Raw genomic sequence first — 17978 nt, forward strand, 5'->3', positions numbered from 1 at the left:
CCGTTCGGGCCGAAGCCCCTGCCGTGTGGTCCAACGCACACGGCAGGGGCTTCGGCGTTCCGAGGTGACAGGGCGTCCGCTCCGAACGGCGGGTCCGCGCTGCGCGGAGTGGGGCCGAGGACGTCGCCCGGGTCCTCGTAGCACGCGGCCGAGCCCTCGGGCAGACCGGAGACGGCCCTGCCGGTGCCGGGGGGCCGGCCGCCCCGCTTGGTGCATGAGGGCCGATGGGAGTGCCGCTGTCAGAGCGCGGCTGCGAGCTCCGTTCGGGAGGTGATGCCGAGCTTCGGGTAGGCCTTGTAGAGGTGGTGGGCGACGGTGCGGGGGCTGAGGAAGAGTTGGGCGGCGATGTCGCGGTTGGTGAGGCCTTGGGCGGCGAGGCGGGCGATCTGGAGTTCCTGGGGGGTCAGGGCGGCCAGGGGGGCCGCGGGGCTCTGCGGGGAGTGGGGGGTGTCGGGGGCGGGGGCGCCGGTGGCGGAGAGTTCGGTGCGGGCGCGGGTGGACCAGGGGTGGGCCGAGAGGCGGTCGAAGGTTTCGAGGGCGAAGTGGAGGTGGGGGCGGGCGTCGGTGCGGCGGCGGGTGCGGCGGAGCCATTCGCCGTAGAGGAGGGCGGTGCGGGCGTGCTCGAAGGGGCGGTGGGTGGTGGCGTGGAGGTCGAGGGCGGCGCGATAGGCGGGTTCGGCGAGTTCGTCGGGGCCGAGGAGGGCTTGGCAGCGCAGGCGTAGGGCTGCGGCCCAGGGGCGGTCGGCGGCGGCGGTCCAGCGGGCGAAGCGTTCGTAGGGTTCGGCGGCGCGGTCCGGGGTGCCGAGGCGGACGGCTGCCTCGACCAGGTCGGGGACGGCCCGGGTGGCGCAGACGTGGTGGCGGTGCGGGCCGGTGGTGAGGGGGTGGAGGCGGTCCGCGGCGCCGGCGGCGCGGCCCTGGCCGAGGTCGAGCAGGGCGAGGGCCCAGTGGGCCCAGGGGCGGCCGGCCGCGGGGGCGGCGGTCTGCGGGCCGGTGGTGGCGAGGGCGGTGGTGGCCAGTTCGGTGCAGCGCTCGGTCCGGCCGTCCAGGGCGGCCAGGTAGGCGAGCAGGGCGCTGAGTTGGCTGACCCACTGGTGCTGGCCGGTGTCCTGGGCGAGCGCGAGCGCCTCGGTGGCGGTGAGTTCGGCGTCGGCGTGGCGGCCGTGGAAGAGCTCGGCTTCGGCGAGGAAGAACTGGAGGGTGGGCATCACCCCGACGGTGCCCTTGGCGCGGGCCTCGGCGACCAGTTCGCCGCCGAGTTCGACGGTCTCCTCGTCGCGGCCGAGGATGAGGGTGGCGCCGCAGAGCTGGACGAGGTCGACGGGGGTTTCGGCGCCGGCCTTGCGGGCCGCCTCGGTGCTCTCCCGGACGGGCAGCAGGGGCGCGGCGGGTCTGCCGAGGGCCGGGAGGACGGCGGCGGGCAGGTGGCGGGCGAGCGGGGCCAGGGGGTCGTCGGGGGCGAGCGGGAGGGCGGCGAGCCGGTCGAGCACGGCGGTCACCGCCTCCTCCCCCGCGTACCAGGCAGCGTGGAAGGCCTGGAAGAGCATCCGGGCGGCGTGCGCGGGCTCGATGTCGGTACCGGCGGCTTCGAGCAGCAGCCGGTACGCCGTCGGGTAGGAGCCGCGCCAGAAGTGCGCGGTGGCCCGAACCTGGTCCAGCAGGGCGTGTGCGAGGACGCTGTCGGTCCGGCCGGCCGCCTCCTCGGCGAGCGTCTCGGCCCGTGCCAACTCGCCTTCCTCGGTCGCGGCTTCGGCGGCCAGGACGAGGCGGCGGGTGGCGGCGTCGCGGTCGGGGGTGAGCCGGGCGGCGCGTTCGTACGCGGCGGCGCCGCCGTGGCCGCCGCGCCGTTCGGCGCGGACGGCGGTGCGTTCCAGCGCCTCGGCGAGGGCGGCGTCGGGGGCGGTGGCGGCGAGGGCCAGGTGCCAGGTGCGGCGGTCCCCCTCGGGCAGCGCCTCGGCGATGGTCCGGTGGACGGTCAGCCGCTGGTGGTGCGGGGCGCGTTGCAGGATCGCGGAGCGCAGCAGCGGGTGGCGGAAGGCGATCCGGCGGTCGGCGGTGACCGTCACCAGGCCGGATTCCTCGGCGGGGGTGAGCTGTTCGACGCCGACGCCGAGCGCGGCCGCGGCGGGCAGGACGACGTCGAGTTCGCCGCTCTCCTCGGCAGCGGCGACCAGCAACAGGGTCTGGGTGGCCGGGGGCAGGCCGGTGACCTGGCCGTGGAAGGCGATCAGCAGCCGGCTGGTGAGCGGCAGGCCGCCCCCGGTGTGCGCCTGCTGGCCTGCGGCGACCGGGAGTTCGGTGAGGGCGAGCGGGTTCCCGGCGGCCTCGGCGAGCAGTCGGTCGCGGACGGCGGCGGGCAGGTCGGGGCCGGCCCGGTCGGCCAGCAGCCGGGTGGCGTCGGACTCGGCGAGGCCGCTCACCCGCAGTTCGGGGAGGCCGAGTCGCCGGTCCGCGAACGCGCCGCCCTCGGTGCGGGCGGCGAGCAGCAGGGCGACCCCTTCGGCCTGGAGTCGCCGGGCGGCCAGCAGCAGCGCGTCCAGGGAGGCGCGATCCAGCCACTGCACGTCGTCGAGTACGCACAACAGCGGCTGTTCGGAAGCGAGTTCGGCGAGCAGTCCGAGGGTGGCGAGGCCGACCAGCAGTCGGTCCGCGGTAGCCGTCGACGTGTCGCCGAGTCCGAACGCCGCTTCCACGGCCCGCCGCTGCGGTCCCGGGAGGGCGTCCAGCCGGTCCAGGCCGGGGGCGAGCAGCAAGCTCAGCCCGGCGAAGGGCAGTTCGGCCTCGTACTCGACGCCCGCCGCCCGGATCACCCGGAACCCGGACCCGGCCCGCGCGACGGCGTCGTCCAGCAGCGCCGTCTTGCCGATCCCGGCCTCGCCCCGCAGCAGCAGGGCCCCGCTGCGTCCGCCCCGTGCCGCCGTCAACAGACCGTCCACGGCGGCCTGTTCGCGTTCCCTCCCGTACAGCATGCCCCCGACCCTACCGAGCCGGCCGCCAGTACCCCCACCACGAAGGCTACGTACGGCCATGCCTATACGTGACCGATTCGGCCGCGCCGCTCCGTCCATACCTTGGTTGAGCAGCGGGAACGACCCGCCGAACCACTCACCGGAACACGGGAGACAGCCGTGACCGAGATCACCGCCGCCACCCTGCAGCAGCTCGCCGAGCGCTACCTCGCGGTCTGGAACGAGACCGACCCGGCGGCCCGCCGCAAGCTGATCGACGAGGTGTGGGCCGAGGACGGCCGCTACACCGACCCGCTGGCCGCCGTCGCCGGCCGGGACGCGATCGACGCGCTGATCGGCGCGGCCCAGGCACAGTTCCCGGGGCTGGAGTTCACCCTCGGCCCGGTGGACGCGCACCACGACATCGCCCGGTTCACCTGGAACCTCGGCCCGGCCGGCACCGAGCCGGTGGTGATCGGCTTCGACGTGCTGGCGGCCACCCCGGACGGCCGGATCGGCGCCGTGTACGGCTTCCTGGACCGTGTCCCGGGCGCCTGAGCCACAGGCGCGACCCACCCCCGAGGGGCGCTGCCGAGCCACCCCGGCGGCGCCCCTCCCCGAAAGCCGACCCCCTTGAGGAGAGCCCGAGATGAGCATCGCCCTGGACACCCGGCGGTCGGCCGAAGCCGCGGCCGCCGCTGCGACGAAGGCAGCCACGGCCCCCAAGGGCCTGCTGCCGGTCATCCTGACCGCCACCTTCATGACCGCCCTGGACGTCTTCGTCGTCAACGTCGCCGTCCCCTCCCTCCAGGCCGACCTGGGCGCCGGCCCCGCCGCCGTCCAGTGGGTGATGGCCGGGTTCAGCCTGGCCCTGGCGGCCGGGCTGGTCACCGCCGGCCGGCTCGGCGACCGCTACGGTCGTCGCCGGGTGTTCGCGCTCGGCCTGGCCCTGTTCACCCTCGCCTCCGCGGCCTGCGGCCTCGCCCCCACCGCCGCCGCGCTGGTCGGCTCCCGGGTCGCCCAGGGGCTGGCGGCGGCGCTGATGGGCCCGCAGGTGCTGGCGATCCTGCGGACGGCCTTCAGCGGCGCGGCGCAGGCGCGGGCCTTCGCCCGGTACGGGCTGACCATGGGTGTCGGCGCGGTGTTCGGCCAGCTGATCGGCGGGCTGCTGATCCGCGCGGACCTCCTCGGCCTCGGCTGGCGCAGCTGCTTCCTGATCAACCTGCCGATCGGCCTGGCCGCCCTCGCCCTGGTCCGCCGCTGCCTGCCGGAGTCGCGCGCCCCGCAGCGGCCCGGGCTGGACCCGGTCGGCGTCCTGCTGGTCACCCTCGGGCTGACCGGCCTGGTGCTGCCGCTGATCCAGGGGCCCGGGCTGGGCTGGCCGCTGTGGACCGGACTCTGCCTCGCCGCCTCGCTCGCCCTGCTCGCCGCCTTCGCCGTCCACCAGCACCGCACCACCCCGACCTCCGCCGAAGGCAACACAGCCCCGCTGGTCGACACCCGGCTGTTCCGCAGCCGCGCCTTCAGCGCCGGCCTGCTCACCCAACTCGCCTTCTGGCTCGGCCAGGCCTCCTTCTTCCTGGTGCTCGCCCTGCACCTGCAGCTCGGCCGCGGCCTGGACGCGCTCGGCGCCGGGCTGGTGTTCACCGCGATCGGCCTCGGCTACCTGCTCACCTCCAACACCACCCACCGGGTCACCGCCCGCCTCGGCGAGCCCCGCACGATCACCGTCGGCGGCCTGCTGATGGCCGCCGGGCTGGGCCTGCTCGCCCTGGCCGCCTACGGCGCGGCGGACGGCGGCGTCTGGTGGCTGGCGCCCGGGCTGTTCGTCGACGGCCTCGGCATGGGCCTGGTGATCGCCCCGGTCACCACCGTCGCCCTGGCGGCCGTCGAGCCGGGGCTGGCCGGTTCGGCGGCCGGGGTGGTGTCGACCGTGCAGCAGGTCGGCGGCGCCGTCGGGATCGCGCTGATCGGCCTGGTCTACTACGGCGCGGGCGACGCGACCGCCGCCTTCGGTCGCAGCGTGACGGCGCTCGCGGTGCTGGAGCTGGTGCTCGTCGGACTGGTCCGGCTGCTGCCGCGGGCGTCCGAGCGGGAGGCCGGGCGTTCGTGAACACCGTGGGAGCGGAACGGGCGGGTGGGTCGAACCCACCCGCCCGTTCCGTTCCCTCCCCCGGATCGGGTTGGATGGTCGGATGAGCGAGGAGAAGAGCGCCGCACCGGCGTGGGAGCAGCGGTTCAGGGCGGCCCGGGTGTCGCTGCCGGACTGGGCCGACGACGCCCCCGACCGGGCCCTGTACGTGTCCAACTCGACCGGCACCTACGAGGTCTACGCCTGGGACCGCGCCACCGGAACCCACCGCCAGGTCACCGACCGCCCGAACGGCACCACCGACGCCGAGCTGTCCCCGGACGGCGCCTGGGTCTGGTGGTTCGACGACCACGACGGCGACGAGTTCGGCGTCTGGCGCCGCCAGCCCTTCGCGGGCGGCCCGGACGAGGAGGCCGTGCCCGGCCTCGCCCCCTCCTACTCGGCCGGCCTGGCCCTCGGCCGCGACGGCACGGTGGTCGTCGGCCGCTCCACCGACGAGGACGGCACCACCCTGCACCTGCGCCGCCCCGGCGCGGCCGAGCCGGTCGAGATCTACCGGCACGAGGAGTACGGCGGCGTCGGCGACCTCAGCCACGACGGCACGCTGCTCGCCATCGACCACACCGAGCACGGCGACGCGATGCACTCCGCGATCCGCGTGGTGCGGCTCGGCGGGGACGGCGTCGAGACCGTCGCCGAGCTGGACGAGGTGACCGGCCGGGACGAGCCGCGCGGTGTCGCCTGCCTGGGCTTCGCCCCGGTCGAGGGCGACACCCGTCTGCTGGTCGCCCACCAGCGCACCGGCCGCTGGGAGCCGATGATCTGGGACGTCGCCACCGGCGCCGAGACGGCCCTCCCGCTGCGCGACGAGCAGGGCCGCGAGCTGCCCGGCGACGTCTCCGCGCAGTGGCGGCCGGACGCCGGGTCGCTGCTGGTCGAGCACGAGTACGAGGCGCGCAGCGAGCTGTTCTCGTACTCGCTCGCGGACGGCCGGCTGACCCGCCTGGACACCGCGCGCGGCACGGTCGGCGGCGCCACCGCCCGTCCGGACGGCACCGTGGAGTACCTGTGGTCCTCCGCCGCCGAGCCCTCGGCCGTCCGCTCCACCGCCGGTACGGTCGTGCTGCGGGCGCCCGGCCCGGTGCCGCCCGGTTCCGTCCCGGTCGAGGACGTCTGGGTGGACGGCCCCGGCGGACGGGTGCACGCCCTGGTACAGCGCCCGGCCGGCCGCACCCCGGCCGACGGCCCGCTGCCGACCGTCTTCGAGGTCCACGGCGGCCCGACCCACCACGACAGCGACTCCTTCGCGGCCGGCCCGGCCGCCTGGCTGGACCACGGCTTCGCGGTGGTCCGGGTCAACTACCGCGGCTCGACCGGCTACGGCCAGGCCTGGACCGACGCGCTGCACGAGCGGGTCGGCCTGATCGAGCTGGAGGACATCGCGGCGGTCCGGGAGTGGGCGGTCTCCAGCGGCCTGGCCGACCCGCGGCGCCTGGTGCTCACCGGTGGCAGCTGGGGCGGCTACCTGACCCTGCTCGGCCTCGGCGTCCAGCCCGACAGCTGGTCGCTCGGCGTCGCCGCCGTGCCGGTCGCGGACTACCACACCGCGTACGCCGACGAGATGGAGGCGCTCAAGTCGCTGGACCGCACGCTCTTCGGCGGCACTCCGGAGGAGGTCCCGGAGCGCTTCACCGCCTCCTCGCCGCTGACCTACGTCGAGCGGGTGCGGGTGCCGGTCTACATCAGCGCCGGGGTGAACGACCCGCGCTGCCCGATCCGGCAGATCGACAACTACGTCGAGCGGCTGGAGCAGCTCGACAAGCCGCACGAGGTGTACCGGTACGACGCCGGGCACGGCTCGCTGGTGGTGGAGGAGCGGATCAAGCAGCTGCGGCTGGAGATCGACTTCGTCCGCCGGTACCTGGGTGTTCCCGGCGGGGCCCCGGGAGGGGCGGCGTGAGACGTCTGCTGACGCTCGCGGGGGTGGCGGTGGCCGGGGCACTGGTGCTCACCGGCTGCTCGGGCTCGCACGGCGACGAGGCGGCCTGCCCGCCCCCGGCCGGTCCGGTGCTGCCCAGCCCCGAGGCCGCCGTGCCGACCGGGCCCGCGCTGCCGTCGCCGACCGCCTCGACGCCCCCGGCGGGCGCCGTACCCGGCGGGCCGGTCGCGACGGCGACGAAGGCGGGCGCGGCGGGGTCGGCCGGCTCGCTCGTCGTCCGGGCGGCGTACCAGCCGGACGGGGACACCGTCCAGCTCGCCAAGGGATCGAAGGGGTCGAGCGGGTCGAAGGGCTCGTCCGGCTCGAAGGGCTCGGGGTCGAAGGGGTCGAGCGGGTCCAAGGGCTCGTCCGGCTCGAAGGGGCGCACCGTGCACCACCACATCGACCACGACGACTCCGACGGGAACGGCAGCCGGAGCCACTGCCACAACGGGACGCCTGAGGAGGACGCCGACATGTCGACGCCGTTCGGCGACGCCAGCCCGGCCGTCCCCGCCCAGACACCGACGCAGACGCCGACGCAGACGCCGACGCAGGCTCCCACCCCGACCCTGACGGCGGTCGCGACCCCGACCAAGCCGGTGCCGGCGCCCGGCAGGCCCACGCGGTAGGACCCTGGAGACAGGCCCCGAGGTCAGTCCAGGACCGGGTCCAGCCCGAGGGCCCGGTCCTGCGCCGCCTCCGCCTCGCGGCGCACCAGGCGGAACCACATGAAGACCACGAAGCCCGCGAAGACGAACCACTCCAGGGTGTAGCCCAGGTTCTGGAAGGCGCGCAGGGTGAGCCCGTCGCCGCCCTGCGGCTGCACGGTCGGTACGGCGGTCAGCCCGGCGGGTACCTGGTCGGCGGCCACCCAGCCGTCGTACCAGCCGTCGTACTCCAGCACGTTCAGCAGCGCGGCCCGGTTGATCATGCCGAGCTGCCCGGCGGGCAGACCGCCGGCCACCGCGCCGTTGCTGCCCACGGCCTCGTTGGCCTGCAGCCGCCCGCTCACCGTCACCTGCCCGGTCGGCGGCACCTCGGCCACCGCCCCGGACGGGGACCCGGGCAGCCAGCCCCGCACCACGGCGACGGCGTGTCCGTCGGCGGTGCGCAGCGGGGTGAGCACGTAGTAGCCCTGCTTGCCGTCCACCACGCGGTTGGGGACGAGGAGTTGGTGCTCGGTGTCATAGCTGCCGGTCACCGTAACGGGCTTGCCGACGGTCTCGGTGGTCACCTGCGGGCCGGCCGGGGTGAGCAGGGCGTCGATCGGCTCGGCGTCACCCGAAGCGGTGAGGGACTGCTTGGTCTCCTGGTGCGTGGTGACGCGGTCCTCGAACCGGCCGAGCTGCCAGGAGCCCAGCCAGACGCACACCGCCACGGCCGCCACAGCCAACGCGGTGCCGCCGAGCCAGCGCGGAGTCAGGAGGAACCGGTACACACCCCCACGGTAACCATTCCTCACACCGTCCCGGACCACAGGGTCCGCCGGGGACGGGAGTCACGGGAGGCGGGAGCCCCGTCGGGCGCCCCTCAGCCCGTCGTCGGCGTCCCCGACGGCTGGGCCGCCGCCCCGCCGGTGGCCTGCACCCCGCCCCGGTAGAGCGTCCCCCCGCAGGCGACCGGCAGCACGGCCGTCGCGGCCGTCGGGCTGCCCGGGGCCGGGGTGTGGGCGATGGTGGCGGTCGCCGGGGCGGTGGTGGGGTTGCCGGTCGGGGTGGCCGTCGGGCTGGGCGCCGAGGTGGGACCGGAGGTGGGTGTGGAGCTCGGTTGCGGGTTGGAGCTCGGGGCCGCGGAGTTGCCGGAGGCGGGGGCGGCCGAGGCGGCGGGGGCCTGGGTGGTCAGGGACACCTGGTTGGCCCCGGTGGGCGCGCTGGTCGTGGTGCCGCCGGAGCCGCAGCCCTGGTCGGGGATCCAGGCGAACGGCACCCGGTACCCGGCCTGCGGCGCCAGCACCGGCGGCTCGGTGTCCATGGCCGGCAGGCTGCCCGCCGGGTCGCCGGGGGCGTGGTCGGCCGTACGGACGCGGCTGCGGTCGGTGCCGCTGACCTCGGTGACGGCCACCGCGCCGGGACCGCCGAGGCGGCAGCTGTGCCCGGAGACGTTGTAGACCGTGAAGGATCCGAGGATCCGCCCCTGCCCGTCGGCCGAGCCGACCTGCGCGGTGCCCTGCCCGAGGTCCGACCGGGTGCACAGCGGGATGATCCCGCCGTCCCCGGTGCCGGGGGCCCCGGTGGGGGTGGCGGTGCCGCCGACCCGGGTGGCGTCCGCGCCGGGGCTGGGCGAGGCGGCGGCGGTGCCCGAGGAGGGCGCGGTGTCCCCGGTGCCGCTCGGGCCGGTGCGCGAGGCCGCGCCGCTGCCGCCGACCCCGCCGGTCGTCCTGCCGCTGGGGGCCGCCGGGGCGGGACTCTGGGCCTCGGTCGAGCCGGGTCCGCCGGAGAGCCCGAGGTGGTCCCCCTCGTGCAGGACGGGCAGCGCGATCGCGACGGCCAGCGCCAGCGCCGCCGCGCCGGTCCAGGCCCCGCGCCGGGCGGCCCGGCGCCGGGGGACGGCCTGACGGATGCGAGGCAGGGCACCGGACTCGGGCTGGATCCCGGCCACCGCGTGGCGCATCAGCTCGCGCAGCGCCCGTTCCTCGGAGGTGAGCCCCGAGAGGTCGTCGTCCCCGGGCCGCTGCCAGGCGCCGTCAGCCATGTCCGGCCTCCATCTGGGTCCGGAGGGCGGCTAGTCCGCGTGATCCGTAGGCCTTGACCGATCCGAGCGAGATGCCCAGGGTCTCGGCGACCTGCGCCTCCGTCATGTCCACGAAGTAACGCAGCACCAGAACCTCCCGCTGACGGCGTTGCAGACCACGCAGCGCGGCCTTCAACTGGTCGCGCTCCAGGGCATCGTAGGCACCTTCTTCTGCACTGGCCATGTCAGGCATGGGCTTCGGCAGGAGTCGCAGGCCGAGGATCCGGCGGCGCAGCGTGGAGCGCGACAGGTTCACCACCGTCTGCCGCAGGTAGGCCAGGGTCTTCTCGGGTTCGCGCACCCGCCGCCGGGCGGCGTGCACCCGGATGAAGGCCTCCTGCACGACGTCCTCGCAGGTGGAGAGGTCGTCCAGGAGCAGCGCGGCAAGCCGCAGCAGCGAGCGGTAGTGCGCCTGGTAGGTCTCGGTGAGCAGGTCCTCGCTGGTACCCGCGTCGGTACCCGCGCCGGAGTCCGCCGCACCGGGTGCGGCCGCCGTCATCTGGTCGTCTTCCGGCCTACTCGAAGACCACGGGGCGCGCGACGGGAAGGCCACCGCGGCTCTCGCCGGGACGCCCGTCCTTGCCCCCACCATCACGTTCGCCACGCCCGTTGGACACTCGATCCCCTGTCATGGTTGCCCATCCCGGGGACCATTCTTCCGTATCGGCGGAAGAGGCCTCCAGGGGATTCCCCCGGGATTCCGGACGGATTGTGTCGAGGAGCGGACACAGGTCCGGACATCCTCGGACACAAGGGACCCTCAGGTCCCGGACTGCGCGGGCCTATTGCTCCCCCGCCGTCAGCTCACGGGCCACCAGCTCGGCGATCTGCAACAGGTTCAGCGCGGCACCCTTGCGCAGGTTGTCGCCGCAGAGGAAGAGGTCGAGGGCGTCCGGCTCGTCCAGCGCCCGGCGCACCCGGCCGACCCAGACCGGGTCGGTGCCGACCACGTCGTTCGGCGTCGGGAACTCCCCGGCCGCCGGGTCGTCGTAGAGCACCACGCCGGGCGTCTCGCGCAGGATGTCCTGCGCGTGCTCCTGGCTGACCTCGCGTTCGAAGCGGGCGTGCACGGCCAGCGCGTGGGTGCGGACCACCGGGATGCGGACGCAGGTCGCGGAGACCTTCAGGGCGGACAGGCCGAGGATCTTGCGGGTCTCATCGCGCAGCCCGAGTTCCTGGGCGGACCAGCCGCCCTCGCGCAGGCCGCCGGTCCAGGGCACGGCGTTGAGGGCGAGCGGGGCTGCGAACGGCCCGTCGTCGGCGATCACCGCCCGCAGGTCGCCGGTCTGCCGGCCGACCTCGGTACCGGCCACCAGCGCGGTCTGCTCGCGCAGCGCCGCGACGCCCTCGCGGCCCTCGCCGCTGGCGGCCTGGTAGGTGGCGACGACCAGCTGCTCCAGTCCGTACTCGGCGTGCAGCGCACCGACCGCCGCGACCATCGTGAGCGTGGTGCCGGCCGGGCTGGCCACGATGCCGCGCGGACGGATCCGCAGCGCCGCCGCGTTGACCTCGGGAACGACCAGCGGCACGTCCCCGGCGGTCCGGAAGACGGCCGAGTCGTCCACCACCACGACGCCCTTGGCCGCCGCGATCGGAGCCCACTGGGCGGAGACCTGGTCGGGGACGGCGAACACGGCGATGTCGATCCCGGCGAAGGCCTCCTCCGTCAAGGGGACGACCCCGACCGCCTCCCCGCGCACGACCGGCTCGCGGCCGGCCGAACGCGGGGAGGCGACGAGTCGGATCTCGCCCCAGATGTCCTGACGGAGCGAGAGGAGCCCGAGCAGCACCTCGCCGACCGCGCCCGTGGCGCCGACGACGGCGAGGTTCGGACGCCGGGTCATCGCCCGGAGCCCCCGCCCGGCTTCCGGGTCATCGCCCGGTGCCGCCGTAGACGACGGCCTCGTCCGTCTCGCTGTCCAGGCCGAAGGCGCTGTGCACGGCGCGGACCGCCTCCGGCACGTCCTCGGCGCGGGTGACCACCGAGATGCGGATCTCCGAGGTGGAGATCAGCTCGATGTTGACGCCCGCGGCGGAGAGCGCCTCGAAGAAGGTGGCGGTGACACCCGGGTTGGAGCGCATGCCGGCGCCGACCAGCGAGATCTTGCCGATCGCGTCGTCGTAGCGCAGCGACTCGTAGCCGATGCCCTCCTTGACCCGGCCCAGCGCGTCGATGGCCTTCTGGCCCTCGGTCTTGGGCAGGGTGAAGGAGATGTCGGTCAGGCCGGTCGACGCGGCGGAGACGTTCTGCACCACCATGTCGATGTTGACCTCGGCGTCGGCGATGGCGCGGAAGATGCGCGCCGCCTCGCCCGGCTTGTCGGGCACGCCGACCACCGTGACCTTGGCCTCGGAGGTGTCGTGGGCGACTCCGGAGATGATGGCCTGCTCCATCTCGCCCCCTTCGGGCTTGTTCGGGTTGTCGTTGCTGACGATCGTCCCGGGAAGACCCGAGAAGGACGAGCGTACGTGAATCGGGATGTTGTAGCGGCGGGCGTACTCCACACAGCGGTCGAGCAGCACCTTGGAACCGGACGAGGCCAGCTCCAGCATGTCCTCGTACGCGATCCAGTCGATCTTGCGGGCCTTCTTCACCACGCGCGGGTCGGCGGTGAACACGCCGTCCACGTCGGTGTAGATCTCGCAGACCTCGGCCTTGAGCGCCGCGGCGAGGGCGACGGCGGTGGTGTCCGAGCCGCCGCGGCCCAGCGTGGTGATGTCCTTGCTGCTCTGGGACACGCCCTGGAAGCCGGCCACGATCGCGATGTTGCCCTCGTCCAGGGCGGTGCGGATGCGACCCGGCGTCACGTCGATGATGCGCGCCTTGTTGTGGACGGAGTCGGTGATGACACCGGCCTGACTGCCCGTGAACGACTGGGCCTCGTGGCCCAGGGATTTGATCGCCATGGCCAGCAGCGCCATGGAGATGCGCTCTCCAGCGGTCAGCAGCATGTCGAACTCACGGCCGGCAGGAAGCGGTGACACCTGCTCCGCGAGTTCGATGAGCTCGTCCGTCGTGTCGCCCATCGCGGACACCACGACGACGACCTCATGGCCGGCCTTCTTGGCGTCAACGATTCGACGGGCCACGCGCTTGATGCCTGCGGCATCCGCAACGGATGAGCCGCCGTACTTCTGCACGACAAGGCCCACGTGCGCTCCTCGACTTGTGTCGTTTTCCGGGGGCGACTGGCCCCCGTACCCCCCGGGGGAGAGGGGGGTGCGGTCGGCGTCAGTCTACCGAGCAGGGGTCCCGCAACTGCTGCTTTCCATATGATGAGACGGGTGTTTCAGCACGTGAGCGGCATGACGGGTGGTGCCACCGGCAGGTCTGCGGGGCGTTCGGCACGGTTCCGAAGAATCGTCGGACGAATGGACGGTGCCACGGCCGGATTTCTTTTCCAGGCGGATTACTGAGGCATTCGTCACATATTCGCGGCCCGCTGCCGGATCCGCCGCCCACCTGCCTTCGGACACGACGCCCGACCACCGCTGTCAGCGCCCGAGACCGAGCTCGGCCGCCATCAGGTCGCCGGCCTGCTGCTCCAGCTGCTCGTCCGTGAGCCCGTCGTCGTCGATGTCCGCGCCGTCCGGCACCGCCCCGATCGGGCTGTCCAACCGGACGTGGGCGATCAGCGACTGCAGCGCCCGCAGCACCGCGGTGCAGGTCGTGCCCCAGTTGGAGAGGTACGAGAACTGCCACCACCACAGCGCCTCGCTGACCCGGCCCTCGCGGTAGTGGGTCAGGCCGTGCTGGAGCTCGCTGACCACGCCGGCCAGGTCGTCCGAGATCCGGAAGGCGTTCGGCTTCTCCGGCGGGCCGTACGGGTCGAAGACCTCGTGGTAGACGTCGATCGGCGCGAGCAGCGCGGCGAGGCGCTCGCGCAGCTGCTCGCCGTCCGGCTCCGGCCCGGCGTCGGGCTCGAAGCGGTCCTCGGGGACGACGTCCTCGATGGCGCCCAGCCGACCGCCGGCCAGCAGCAGCTGGGAGACCTCCAGGAGCAGCAGCGAGACCGCGCTGCCCGGTTCGTCGCCCTTGGCGACCTCGGTGACGGCGAGCACGAAGCTCTCCACCGAGTCGGCGATCTGCACGGCGAAGTCGTCCGGCTCCGAACCGTGACCGTGGGTGTGCGGGGCGTGGGTCGTGGGCCCCTCGTGAAGCTGAGGGCCGGTGGGCTGCTGGTTGATCGTCCGGTCAGACATCGAGCAGTCGTCTCCCTTCGAAGGCGCGGCCGAGGGTGACTTCGTCCGCGTACTCCAGGTCCCCGCCGACGGGCAGTCCGCTCGCCAGGCGGGTCACCTTCAGGCCCATCGGCTTGCAGAGCCGGGCCAGATAGGTGGCGGTCGCCTCCCCCTCCAGGTTGGGGTCGGTGGCCAGGATCAGCTCGGTGACCGTGCCGTCCGCGAGGCGCGAGAGCAGCTCGCGGATGCGCAGGTCGTCCGGGCCGACGCCCTCGATGGGGCTGATCGCGCCGCCCAGCACGTGGTAGCGGCCGCGGAACTCACGGGTGCGCTCGATGGCGACGACGTCCTTGGGCTCCTCGACCACGCAGATGACGCCGAGGTCGCGGCGCGGGTCCAGGCAGACCCGGCACTGCTCGGCCTCCGCGACGTTGCCGCAGACCACGCAGAAGCGGACCTTGTCCTTGACCTCCAGCAGCGCGTGCGCGAGGCGGCGCACGTCGGTCGGGTCGGCCTGCAGCACGTGGAAGGCGATCCGCTGGGCGCTCTTGGGCCCGACGCCGGGCAGCCTGCCCAGTTCGTCGATCAGGTCCTGAACCACGCCCTCGTACACGTCGCGCCTTCCCTCGGATGGTCGGTGGTGCTCCGGTGCCATCATCCAACGAATCGGGCGCCGGACACACCGCCCGACGCCCGACCCCCGCAGAAATCACACGGGTCTGTCGTATGAACTTCAGACCGTCTACTGACAAACCGGACGCTGATCGACGCCCCGGTCTGGGCCCTGACCTGCGCCCCGAACCGGCCCTGACCTGCGCCCCGAACCGGCCCTGACCCGCATCAGAACGGCAGGCCGGGGATCCCGCCGCCCAGGCCCTGGGTGAGCGGGCCCATCCGGTCGGCCTGCATCTTCTGCGCGGCCTGGTTGGCGTCCCGGACGGCCGCCAGGATCAGGTCGGCCAGGGTCTCGGTGTCCTCCGGGTCCACGGCGGCCGGCGCGATCGTCAGCGCCACCAGCTCGCCGGACCCGGTCACCGTGGCCTCGACCAGGCCGCCGCCCGCCGTACCGTTCACCTTCGCCTCGGCCAGCTCCTGCTGGGCCTTGGCGAGCTCTTCCTGCATCTTCTGCGCCTGCTTGAGCAGCTGCTGCATGTTGGGCTGACCACCACCGGGGAACACGGCTCACTCCTTGCTGTCATGCGGTTCGTCGTTCGTCGCCGCCGAGCCTACGTCTTCGCTCGATTGCCGGGAGTCGGTCGCCAGGAGTCGGTCTCCGGGACTCGGTTGCCGGAAGTCGGCCGGCGGAGCTCGGTCGGCCGGGCTCAGTTGCCCCGGTGGTGGATCTCCTCCAGCACCGTGGCACCCAGCTCGCGGATGATCAGCTCCTGGCCGGAGAACGCCTCCTCGTTGAGGTCCGGGTCGTCCTCCTCCGGGATGTCGTCCTCCGGGGCCACCGACCGCACCGGACGGGCCTGGGGCACCGCCGCGGGCGGCGGGGCCTGCACCGGCGCCGGGGCCGGCGCCTGGACCTGGGGCTGCGGCTGGACCGGGGCGGGGGCCTGCTGAACCGGGGCCGGGGCGGGGGCGGCCATCGGCGGCGCGGCGGCCGCCGGACGGGCCGGGGCTCCCCAGCCGCCGCCGGTCGGGGCCGCGCTCGGAGCCGCGCCGGCACCGCCGGACGGGTCCACGATGCACTCGATCCGCCAGTCCACTCCCAGCGCGTCGCCCAGCGCCTGGCGCAGCACGTCGTCGCTGTTGCTGCCGACGAAGCTGTCCCGGGCGCCGGCGTTGATGAACGACACCTGGAGCGTGCTGCCGTCGAACCCGGCCACCTGGCCGTTCTGGCTGAGCAGGATCCAGGTGAAGCGTCGGCGGTTCTTCACCGCCTCCAGGATCTGCGGCCACAGCTGCCGGACCTGCGCGGCGCCCTGCTGCGCGGCCGCGGACGGCTGGCCGCCGGGGGCGGCCGCCGCGGGCGTAGGCGAAGGCGTGGGCACAGGGGCCGGGGCCGGTGCCGCGACGGGCGCGGGGGCGGCCTGCGGCTGCGGCACGGGAACCGCGGCGGGGGCCGGGGCGCCTCCGGCGGGCGGGAAGCTGCGCGGGATCGGCCAGGCACCCGGCGCGGGCCCGGCGGGGGCCGGGGGCGGCGGGGCCTGCACGGGGGCGGCCTGGACGGGCGGTGCCTGGACGGGCGGTGCCGCCATCGGGGCGGCCTCGGCCACCGGGGCCGGTGCCGTCACGGGCGCGGGCGCCTCCATCGACGGGACACCCACCGGAGCGGCCATCGGCGCGGCCATGGGGGCCATGCCCGCAGCCGCGGCGAACCCACCGGCCGCCGCCCGCCGCTCCAGCTTGTCCAGGCGGGCCTGCAGCGACAGCTCGTCGCTGTACGCGCCCGGCAGCATCACCCGGGCGCAGATCAGCTCCAGCTGCAGCCGGGGCGCCGCGTTGCCGCGCATCTCGGTCAGCCCGGTGTTGACGATGTCCGCCGCCCGGCTCAGCTCGGCCGCGCCGAACGCGTCCGCCTGCGCCTGCATCACCGCGACCCGGTCGGCCGGGGCGTCGATCAGCCCCTTCTCCCCCGCGTCCGGCACCGTGGCGAGGATCACCAGGTCACGCAGCCGCTCCAGCAGGTCGGTGACGAAGCGGCGCGGGTCGTGCCCGCCCTCGACCACCCGGTCGACCACCTGGAACACCGTCGCCCCGTCGTGCGCGGCGAAGGCGTCCACCACCTCGTCCAGCAGCGCGGAGTCCGTGTACCCGAGCAGCGCGGTGGCCATCTGGTACGTGACGCCCTCGTCCGCGGCACCGGCCAGCAGCTGGTCCATGACCGACATCGAGTCGCGCACCGAGCCCGCGCCGGCCCGTACCACCAGCGGGAACACCGGGTCCTCGACCTGGATGCCCTCGCGGCCGCAGACGTCCGCCAGGTAGTCGCGCAGCGTGCCGGGCGGGACCAGCCGGAACGGGTAGTGGTGGGTACGGGACCGGATCGTCCCGATCACCTTCTCCGGCTCGGTGGTCGCGAAGATGAACTTGAGGTGCTCCGGCGGTTCCTCGACCACCTTGAGCAGCGCGTTGAACCCGGCCGAGGTCACCATGTGAGCCTCGTCCAGGATGAAGATCTTGTACCGGCTGTGCACCGGCGCGAAGAAGGCCCGCTCGCGCAGCTCGCGCGCGTCGTCCACACCACCGTGCGAGGCCGCGTCGATCTCGATCACGTCGATCGAGCCGGGCCCGCCGGTCGCGAGGTCCCGACAGGACTGGCACTCCCCGCAGGGCGTCGGCGTCGGCCCCTGCTCACAGTTCAGGCAGCGGGCCAGGATGCGCGCGCTCGTCGTCTTGCCACAGCCGCGCGGCCCGCTGAACAGGTACGCGTGGTTGACCCTGTTGTTGCGCAGGGCCTGCTGGAGCGGAGCGGTCACGTGCTCCTGCCCGATGACCTCCGCGAAGGTCTCGGGGCGGTAGCGGCGGTACAGGGCTAGGGACACACCACCGACGATATCGGGACGGGCCGACAAACGCGTCGCCCCTCCACTCCCGGCCCCTCACTCCGTGCGACCTCGCACGGTCCCGCGCGGCCCCGGGAACGCGAAGACCCCTCGTGCACCCGCCAGAGCCCTCCTACCCTTGCTGCCTTCCGGCCCTGGGGGGGTTCAGAGAGATGACGCCACACGAGGGGCTGACACCCACACTACCGGATCCCGGGCCCGACGATCCACAGGCCACCCCCGCCCCTCCGCCTGCGGGATAGCTGGTCGCGACCACCCCGAAACATGTACTAAGCTCTCCCTCGGAGGATTCGCCTAGAGGCCTAGGGCGCACGCTTGGAAAGCGTGTTGGGGGCAACCCCTCACGAGTTCGAATCTCGTATCCTCCGCCTTTGCCTAGTAAGGCAGTCGAAGGCCCCGTCCGGATTTCCGGGCGGGGCCTTCGTCGTGTCGCGGTCTCACCGCCGGGCCCGAGGCGCCGCTGACGACGGAGAAGTGGACCAGCCGGGCCGCGAGCCCCGCAGGCGACCACGAGCGTGTCCGAAAGATCGTGT

Annotated in this window: 14 protein-coding genes, 1 tRNA gene and 1 other RNA gene; 5 read left to right on the forward strand and 11 right to left on the reverse strand. The window is 74.3% G+C overall.

Annotated features, from left to right (window positions below; genetic code table 11):
* Positions 1-239 precede the first annotated feature (239 nt).
* On the reverse strand, positions 240-2969 hold the full coding sequence (locus ABZW30_RS00070) for an AAA family ATPase (protein WP_355668729.1): 2730 nt from the start codon (positions 2967-2969) through the stop codon (positions 240-242).
* Between the two features lie 159 nt (positions 2970-3128).
* Between ABZW30_RS00070 and ABZW30_RS00075 the strand changes: the two genes are divergently transcribed.
* From ABZW30_RS00075 to ABZW30_RS00090, 4 genes are all read left to right on the forward strand, one after another.
* Positions 3129-3506 carry a nuclear transport factor 2 family protein gene (locus ABZW30_RS00075; protein WP_355668730.1) on the forward strand — a complete coding sequence of 126 codons (378 nt, stop codon included), beginning with the start codon at positions 3129-3131 and terminating at the stop codon, positions 3504-3506.
* A gap of 91 nt (positions 3507-3597) precedes the next feature.
* On the forward strand, positions 3598-5061 hold the full coding sequence (locus ABZW30_RS00080; RefSeq protein WP_355668731.1) for an MFS transporter: 1464 nt from the start codon (positions 3598-3600) through the stop codon (positions 5059-5061).
* A gap of 82 nt (positions 5062-5143) precedes the next feature.
* Positions 5144-7000, forward strand: coding sequence for a prolyl oligopeptidase family serine peptidase (locus ABZW30_RS00085; RefSeq protein WP_355668732.1), 1857 nt, complete (start codon positions 5144-5146; stop codon positions 6998-7000).
* The gene (locus tag ABZW30_RS00090) at positions 6997-7650 is read left to right on the forward strand and encodes a hypothetical protein (protein WP_355668733.1); all 654 of its coding nucleotides are present in this window, start codon (positions 6997-6999) and stop codon (positions 7648-7650) included. Before ABZW30_RS00085 ends, ABZW30_RS00090 begins: the two co-directional genes overlap by 4 nt.
* A 23-nt stretch (positions 7651-7673) precedes the next feature.
* Here ABZW30_RS00090 and ABZW30_RS00095 read toward each other — a convergent pair whose 3' ends face one another.
* From ABZW30_RS00095 to ffs, 10 genes are all read right to left on the reverse strand, one after another.
* Positions 7674-8459, reverse strand: a complete 786-nt coding sequence (locus ABZW30_RS00095) for an SURF1 family protein (protein ID WP_355668734.1) — start codon at positions 8457-8459, stop codon at positions 7674-7676.
* A gap of 92 nt (positions 8460-8551) precedes the next feature.
* On the reverse strand, positions 8552-9712 hold the full coding sequence (locus ABZW30_RS00100; RefSeq protein WP_355668735.1) for a hypothetical protein: 1161 nt from the start codon (positions 9710-9712) through the stop codon (positions 8552-8554).
* On the reverse strand, positions 9705-10250 hold the full coding sequence (locus ABZW30_RS00105; RefSeq protein ID WP_355668736.1) for a SigE family RNA polymerase sigma factor: 546 nt from the start codon (positions 10248-10250) through the stop codon (positions 9705-9707). Before ABZW30_RS00105 ends, ABZW30_RS00100 begins: the two co-directional genes overlap by 8 nt.
* A 283-nt stretch (positions 10251-10533) precedes the next feature.
* Positions 10534-11595 (reverse strand): aspartate-semialdehyde dehydrogenase, encoded by a 1062-nt coding sequence (locus tag ABZW30_RS00110; RefSeq protein ID WP_355668737.1) that lies wholly within the window; start codon positions 11593-11595, stop codon positions 10534-10536.
* A gap of 28 nt (positions 11596-11623) precedes the next feature.
* Positions 11624-12904 carry an aspartate kinase gene (locus ABZW30_RS00115; protein ID WP_355668738.1) on the reverse strand — a complete coding sequence of 427 codons (1281 nt, stop codon included), beginning with the start codon at positions 12902-12904 and terminating at the stop codon, positions 11624-11626.
* A 342-nt stretch (positions 12905-13246) separates the two neighbouring features.
* On the reverse strand, positions 13247-13954 hold the full coding sequence (locus ABZW30_RS00120; protein ID WP_355668739.1) for a DUF5063 domain-containing protein: 708 nt from the start codon (positions 13952-13954) through the stop codon (positions 13247-13249).
* Entirely contained in the window at positions 13947-14546 is a 600-nt protein-coding gene (recR, locus tag ABZW30_RS00125) for a recombination mediator RecR (RefSeq protein ID WP_355668740.1), read from the reverse strand. The genes ABZW30_RS00120 and recR overlap by 8 nt, the downstream gene beginning before the upstream one ends.
* Positions 14547-14773: 227 nt before the next feature.
* Entirely contained in the window at positions 14774-15112 is a 339-nt protein-coding gene (locus tag ABZW30_RS00130; RefSeq protein ID WP_355668741.1) for a YbaB/EbfC family nucleoid-associated protein, read from the reverse strand.
* A 143-nt stretch (positions 15113-15255) separates the two neighbouring features.
* Positions 15256-17424 carry a DNA polymerase III subunit gamma and tau gene (locus tag ABZW30_RS00135; RefSeq protein WP_355668742.1) on the reverse strand — a complete coding sequence of 723 codons (2169 nt, stop codon included), beginning with the start codon at positions 17422-17424 and terminating at the stop codon, positions 15256-15258.
* 99 nt (positions 17425-17523) lie between these two features.
* Positions 17524-17620, reverse strand: an RNA gene (ffs, locus tag ABZW30_RS00140) — signal recognition particle sRNA small type.
* A 108-nt stretch (positions 17621-17728) separates the two neighbouring features.
* Between ffs and ABZW30_RS00145 the strand changes: the two genes are divergently transcribed.
* A tRNA-Ser gene (locus ABZW30_RS00145) sits at positions 17729-17813 on the forward strand.
* Positions 17814-17978: the final 165 nt, after the last annotated feature.

This window comes from Kitasatospora sp. NPDC004669 (assembly GCF_040609455.1).
Taxonomy (GTDB): domain Bacteria; phylum Actinomycetota; class Actinomycetes; order Streptomycetales; family Streptomycetaceae; genus Kitasatospora.

Excerpts from the sequence above, each read along its gene's own strand:
- ABZW30_RS00100 (WP_355668735.1), bottom strand. The coding sequence starts at position 9,712 with ATGGCTGACGGCGCCTGGCAGCGGCCCGGGGACGACGACCTCTCGGGG.
- ABZW30_RS00085 (WP_355668732.1), top strand. The coding sequence starts at position 5,144 with ATGAGCGAGGAGAAGAGCGCCGCACCGGCGTGGGAGCAGCGGTTCAGG.
- ABZW30_RS00080 (WP_355668731.1), top strand. The coding sequence starts at position 3,598 with ATGAGCATCGCCCTGGACACCCGGCGGTCGGCCGAAGCCGCGGCCGCC.
- ABZW30_RS00110 (WP_355668737.1), bottom strand. The coding sequence starts at position 11,595 with ATGACCCGGCGTCCGAACCTCGCCGTCGTCGGCGCCACGGGCGCGGTC.
- ABZW30_RS00105 (WP_355668736.1), bottom strand. The coding sequence starts at position 10,250 with ATGACGGCGGCCGCACCCGGTGCGGCGGACTCCGGCGCGGGTACCGAC.
- ABZW30_RS00070 (WP_355668729.1), bottom strand. The coding sequence starts at position 2,969 with ATGCTGTACGGGAGGGAACGCGAACAGGCCGCCGTGGACGGTCTGTTG.
- ABZW30_RS00120 (WP_355668739.1), bottom strand. The coding sequence starts at position 13,954 with ATGTCTGACCGGACGATCAACCAGCAGCCCACCGGCCCTCAGCTTCAC.